Source organism: Pseudoxanthobacter sp. (assembly GCF_036822375.1).
Lineage (GTDB): Bacteria > Pseudomonadota > Alphaproteobacteria > Rhizobiales > Segnochrobactraceae > Pseudoxanthobacter.
Genome location: NZ_DAISHT010000023.1, coordinates 12,850 through 19,047 on the forward strand (window position 1 = coordinate 12,850; position 6,198 = coordinate 19,047).

A 6,198-nucleotide genomic window follows, 5' to 3' on the forward strand; every position below is an offset into this window, starting at 1 on the left:
ACCGTCGAAAGCAGCAGCGACAGCATCGAGGCAGTCGCCGCCGCCCAGACCGCGGCGCTGGCCGGCGCCATTGAGGCCGAGGCCGGCCGCCTGTCGGCCGTGGCCGATGCCCACACGGCCGTGCTGGCCGACGCCGTTGCGGCCGGGGCGGAAGCCATCGGCACGGCCGCCGCCATCCACGCCGATGCGCTGGCCGCCACCGTGGAAGACCGCACCGCCGCCCTCGCCGCGGCGATCGCCGCCGGGGCCGAGGCCGTCGGCAGCGCGGCAACGACCGGCACCGATGCCCTCTCCGCCGCCGTGGATGCCAGCACCGCCACCCTCGCGCAGGCGATGAGCACCGGCGCGCAGGCGCTGGGCAGCGTGGCCGAGACCCACGCCGGGGCGCTGACGGCCACCGTGGAGAGCGAGAGCAGCCGCCTCGCCGCCGCCGTCGCCGCGCAGACCGATGCCCTGACCGCCGCCATTGCCGGCGGTACCGACAGCCTTGCGGCCACCGCCGCAACCCACACCGACGCCGTCGCCGCCGCCATGGCGGAAACCGCCCGCCGCCTCGGCGAGGCCGCCGGAAGCCACAGCGAAGCCCTTTCCGGCGCCGTGGAAGCCGCCAGCGCCCGGCTGGCCGGAGAAATGGCGGCCGGCACCCGCACGCTCGCCGAAGCCGGCGCTGCCGGCAGCGCCGAGATGGCCGCCGCCGCCGCGGCCGGTGCCGGCGCCATCGAGGCCGCCAGTGCCGAGCAGGCCGCACTCATCGCCGCGGCCGCCGCCCGCCACGCCCTTGAGATCGGCGTTGCCACCGAGACGGCCCTCAGCCGCCTTGCCGAGGGCACCGAGGCCGACCGGGCGGCGCTCGTCGCCGCAGTCGGGACCTATGGCAGCGAAGTCGGCGCCGTCGTGGCGCAGAACACCGCCCGTCTGGCCGACACCGTGGCCGACAGCACGGCCAGCCTGCAGCAAGCCATGGAATCCGGCGCCGGCGCCCTTGAGGCCCGCGTGACCGGCGAGAGCGATCGTCTGGCCGCGGCCCTGCAGGCCCGCACCGCCGATTTTGCCGCGGCAATCGCCGCCGAGCGCGCCGGTCTGTCGGCCGCTGTGGAAAGCAACGCCGCGCTGCTCGCCGACACTGTTTCGGCGCAGGGCAATGTGCTGGCCGCCGCCATCGCCGCCCATGCCGCCATGGTGGAAGCCCAGAACGATGCAGCCGCGCAGGCAGTGGCCGCGCTGTCGCAGACCCTGCAGGCGGAGGTGGCCGCGATGGCCGCCGAAACGCGCACGCTGGCCGACCAGCTCGCCGGCCGCACCGAGGCCCTCGGCGCAGCCATCGACAGCCACACCAGCGCCTTCGCCGACACCGTCGCGCGCAGCACCGATGCCCTCAGCGATGCCGTGCGCGGCCAGACCGAGGCCGTGACGGCTGCCGTCGATACCCATGCCGCCGTGATCGCGACGCGGGCCGACCTGTTTGCGGAAACCGTGGCCGCTCGCACCGACGCGCTGGAAGAGATCGTCACCGGCCGCACCGCCGCGCTGGAAACGACCCTCGACGGACGCCGCGACGACATCGTTGCCGCGGTCAACACCGCAAGCAGCATTCTGGCCACCACGCTCGACAGCCGCCACAATGCGCTGACCGGCGACCTGACCCGCCTGACGGAGGCGCTGAAGGGCGTTCTGGCAAGCGGCGGCGACGAACTGCGCGGCGATCTGGAAGCCCGCATCGCCGCCCTGACGCAGCTGCTCGACGGCGCGTCCGGCAGCCTCGGCGGCGCGCTGGAGAGCCATTCGGCGAGCCTCGTCGCCGCGCTCGACAGCCGCACGCTGGCCCTGACCGACGCCCTGCGCGGGGCCGGCGCGGCGCTGGATACCGCCGTTGCCGCCGGCACCGACGATATCGCCGGCAAGGTCGCGCACCAGACCCGCACGCTGATCGACGCCCTGACCAACACCGGCAGCACGCTGGCCGCCTCGGTTTCGGGCCAGATCGGCGCCCTCGTGCGCACCCTCGACGACAGCCGCGAGGCCCTGACCGGCGCGCTGGAGGCAACCGACGGCGCGCTGTCGGAGGCCGTGCAGGCGCGGGCGGAATCGCTGATCGGCGGTCTCGATGCGCGTCGCCAGTCGCTCGTCAGCGCGCTCGATGCCGCCGCCGTCACGCTGGAGGCCGCCATTTCCGGCCCGGCCGGCGTGCTCGACACGGCGCTGGAAACCCGCACCGCAGCCCTCGCCGAGGCGCTGGAGAGCCGCCGCGCGGCCCTCGTCGCCAGTCTGGAGGCGGAAAGCGACCGCACCGCGCAGGAGATCGGCGCCCGCGCCGCCGCCATTGCCGCCTCGCTCGATGCCAGCATTGCCCGTGTGGAGCGCGCGGTCGGCGAAGATGGCCGCTCGCTGGCGGCAACGCTGTCCGGCGGGGCGGAGAGCTTCCACCGCACCGTGGCGGAAAAGGTCGATCAGGCCACCACCCTCATCACCGCCCACACGAGCGCACTGGAGACCGTGTTCGATCAGCGCACCGCCGCGGTCGATGCCGTGCTGGAAGCCCGTGCCCGCGAGATGGGCGAGGCGCTGATCGAGCGCACCCGCGCGTTCGTGGCCGCCGTGATGGAAGAAAAGACGGCGATGGCGACCCGCCTCGACGAGGCCGGCACCGATCTGGTGGTGCGGGCCGAGGAGGCCACGCGCCTGCTCGACGTGCGCACCACGGTGCTGCGCGACCTCATCGAGAAGCGCCTCGGCGAGATCGCCACCCTGCTCGGCGGCGAAACCGAAAAGGCGCGCGATGTGGTGGAAAGCCTCATCGAGCACCTCGGCGGCGTCATCTCCGGCGAAAGCGAGCGGGCGCGCGAGGAACTCACCTCCGCGGCGGCCGAGATCGCCGGCAGCCTCGGGGCGGAGACGGAACATGCGCGCGCCGCGCTGGAGATGGCGCTGCGCACCCTTTCCACCACGCTGGCCGACCGCACCGAGGAAACCCGCCTCGCCATTGCCCGCTCGGTCGGCGAGGCGATGCAGACCCTGAGCGCCGAGGGCGACAAGACCCGCCACGCGGTGACCCGCGACGTGCGCGCCGCCGCCGAGCTGCTGGCCGGCGAGAGCGAGCAGTCGCGCACCCGCGTGGTCGATGCCGCCAACGCCGCGGTTGCGGTGGTGGGCGAAGTGCTGTCGGCTGCCGTCAGCGACGTGGAGCGTGCGGCACGCGATGTCAGCGACACCGTTGCCGCCGCGGCCGCCACCGCCAGCGCCGCCGTCAGCGAGGCCGCCGGCACCGCCACCGCCAGCCTGAGCGAAGCCCGCGAGGCCGCCGGCACCACCATTGCCGAGACCGCCTCCAACGCCGCCGACGTCGTGGAAGCCGCCACGCGGGAGGCCGGCGCCACGGTCACGCGCGCGCTGGAGAGCCTTGGCAGCGAGGTCGGCGCCGCCAGCGACCGGCTGGCCGCCCGCGCCGGAGAGGCCGCCGGGGCCCTGACCGATGCCACCGGCCAGGCGGAAGCCCGCCTCAGTGCCTCCGCCGCCGAACTGGCCCGCCTGCTCGATGCCGACAGCGGCGCCTTCGTTGCCGCGGTGGAGGCCGCCAGTGCCGCCGTCAGCCACCAGCTTTCCACCGCTCACGGCGGTCTGGAGCGGCTGCTGTCGCAGCAGGGCACCAGTCTGGAAGCGCTGCTGGCCGAACACGGCCGCCAGATCGTGGCGGCCATCCGCGCCGAGGCCAACGAGGCGGCACAGGTGATGAACGAGGAGGGCCGCAACGCCCTCGCCGCCGCCACCGCCACCAGCGAGCGCATCCGCAGCGATGTCGGCAGCGCGCTGTCGCGCCTGCAGACGGTGACCGGCGAGTTCGACGGCATGGCGCAGGCCACCCGTCAGGATCTCGATGCCATCGGCAACCGCGTGGCCGAGCAGGCGGAGAGCCTTTCGGCCATCGTCACCGCCGCCAACGAAGGCACCCACCGCTCGGTGGTGGAGATTGCCGCCCAGACCGAGCACCTCAGCGCCATTTCCGATCATGTGCTGAGCGAACTCGGCCGCATCGCCGAGCGCGTCGAAGTGCAGAGCAGCGGCCTTGCCACCGCCGCCAGCCAGCTGGACGAGACCCACCGCGCCGCCGGACAGGTGCTGGAGGAGCGGCGGCTGGCCATCGAGGCGCTGGCGGTGGAGCTGACGGAGCGCGCCGGCGCGCTGGAAGTTTCCATGCGCACGTTCGCGGCCGAGGCGGAAAGCACCATTGCCGAAACCGCCGCCCGCGCCGGCGCGGCTGCCGCCGCCCTTGGCAGCAGCACCGAAACCGCGGCCAGCGCCCTCACCTCCGGTCTGGAGCAGATCAAGCTCACGGCCGACCGCGAGGGCGAACGCTCGCGCGATGTGCTGCGCCGCGCCCAGCATGCCATCTCCGAGGAGATGAACCGCACCGTCGGCGAGCTTTCCACCCGCTTCGCCGCCCTCGGCAACGAGATGGCGAGCGCCGCCGCCGCCATGCGCAGCGAGCTTTCCGCAACCCGCGAGGAACTGCAGCGCGGCATCTTCGAACTGCCGGAGGATGCCCAGCGGTCGACCACCGAGATGCGGCGCGCGGTGGCCGAACAGCTGCAGGCTCTGGACGCGCTGGCCGCGCTGGTGGCCCGCCAGCAGGCCGCCTTCAGCACCGGTGCGCTGCCCGCCGCCGAGGCCCTTTCCGCCCCGGCACCGGCCCCGCAGCCGCGCGAGGAGGCCCGCCGCCCGGCCGCCCGCCCGGTCGCGGAAGACCCGGAGGCCGCCAACCGCCGCGTGCGGGCGCAGAACGCCCCGGCGCCGGCGCCGCAGCCGCCGGCCGGCGAAGCGCACCCGCGCGGCTGGCTGAGCGACCTTCTGCGCCGCGCCTCCGACGACATCGGCACCGAAGCGGAAGCGGAAACCCCGGCTGCGGCCCCTGCCCCGGCCCGCGGACCGGCCGAGCCGGTCTCCGCCCCGGCGATCGCCCACGGCGACGCTCTCGCCTCGCTCGTCGGCGAGATCGCGCGCGCCGTCGATCCGGAGAGCTACGCCAACCTGTGGACCCGCCGTCGCCGCGGCGAACGCAATGTCTTCACCCGCCGGCTCTACACGCTGAAGGGCCAGCAGGTGTTCGACGAAGTGCGCCGGCGCTACCAGCGCGATGCCGCCTTCCGTGCTGCGGCCGACGAATATATCGACACCTTCGAGCAGTTGCTCTCCGACCTCGATCCCGCGGACCGGGACGGGGCACGCGGGGCGGCCTATATCGCCTCCGACACCGGCAGGGTCTACACGGTGCTGGCCAACGCGGCGAACCGGCTGGCCTGAGGCCGCCGCCGAACCGCCCCGAACCAAAAAAGGGCGCCTCCCCGCAAAGGGAGGCGCCCTTTTCTCATTCCGCCGGGGCGGACCGCGGTCAGGCAACCACCAGACGCACGGCGAGGTTGTTGCGGGTCGCTTCGGAATAGGGGCAGACGATGTGGGCGCGGGCGACCAGATCCTCTGCCACAGCGCGCTCGGTGCCCGGCAGGCGGATGGTGAGTTCCACATCGAGGCCGAAGCCGGTGCCGTCGTCGCGCGGGCCGATGCCGACATCGGCGGTCACGGTCGCCTCACCGGCGATCTTCACCTTTTCCTTCGCCGCCACGAATTTCAGCGCGCCAAGGAAGCAGGCCGAATAACCCGACGCGAACAACTGCTCCGGGTTGGAGCCCGGACCGCCGGGGCCGCCGAGTTCTTTGGGAACCGCCAGCCGGACCGAGAACGTACCGTCTTCGCTGGTGGCCGAGCCGTCGCGACCGCCGGTTGCGGTCGCTCTGGTGCGATAGAGAATGGCCATTCTGAACATCCTTCCGATTTCTGTGCGGCACACCGGCATCCGCCTGACGGCAGCCTTCGCCCGGATGCCTCGTCATCGTGTGCCCGGCACGATTTATATCGTGCGCGATTTGTTATCGCACAATGTTATTTGGGGCGCAATGGCCGCGATCTGAATCGCGCACGATATTTTACGGCGCGCTGCCGGCCGGTCGGCGCCGCGGCGTTTTCGCCCTTGCCGGCCCCGGCACCGAAGATCACGCTCGGCCGGCCTTTCCCGTTCTGCGCGCGCAGTCGGCGGGGAGGCCCCTACGGGCAACAAGAAGAAAAACAGGCGGCATACCGATGAAGGATGATCCTCACAGAACCGGCCCGGTGCCCGGCGCACCGGCCGGGCACGCCCGCCAGACCGTC

At 73.3% G+C, this 6,198-nt stretch carries 3 protein-coding genes; 2 read left to right on the forward strand and 1 reads right to left on the reverse strand.

All coding sequences use genetic code 11. From position 1 onward, the window contains the following. Nucleotides 1-5,295 (forward strand): hypothetical protein (locus tag V7067_RS04330; protein ID WP_334174652.1); only part of this gene is annotated, 5,295 nt, incomplete at its 5' end. Between the two features lie 88 nt (nt 5,296-5,383). Here V7067_RS04330 and V7067_RS04335 read toward each other — a convergent pair. Continuing rightward, nucleotides 5,384-5,806: an organic hydroperoxide resistance protein gene (locus V7067_RS04335; protein WP_334174653.1), complete on the reverse strand. Its 423-nt coding sequence runs from the start codon at nt 5,804-5,806 to the stop codon at nt 5,384-5,386. On the opposite strand from V7067_RS04335, the gene V7067_RS04340 reads away from it, so the two are divergent. Further along, on the forward strand, nt 5,799-5,960 hold the full coding sequence (locus tag V7067_RS04340) for a hypothetical protein (protein ID WP_334174654.1): 162 nt from the start codon (nt 5,799-5,801) through the stop codon (nt 5,958-5,960). The two genes, V7067_RS04335 and V7067_RS04340, sit on opposite strands and share 8 nt — an antisense overlap. The last annotated feature ends 238 nt before the right edge of the window (nt 5,961-6,198 follow it).

Excerpts from the sequence above, each read along its gene's own strand:
- V7067_RS04335 (WP_334174653.1), bottom strand. The coding sequence starts at position 5,806 with ATGGCCATTCTCTATCGCACCAGAGCGACCGCAACCGGCGGTCGCGAC.
- V7067_RS04340 (WP_334174654.1), top strand. The coding sequence starts at position 5,799 with ATGGCCATTCTGAACATCCTTCCGATTTCTGTGCGGCACACCGGCATC.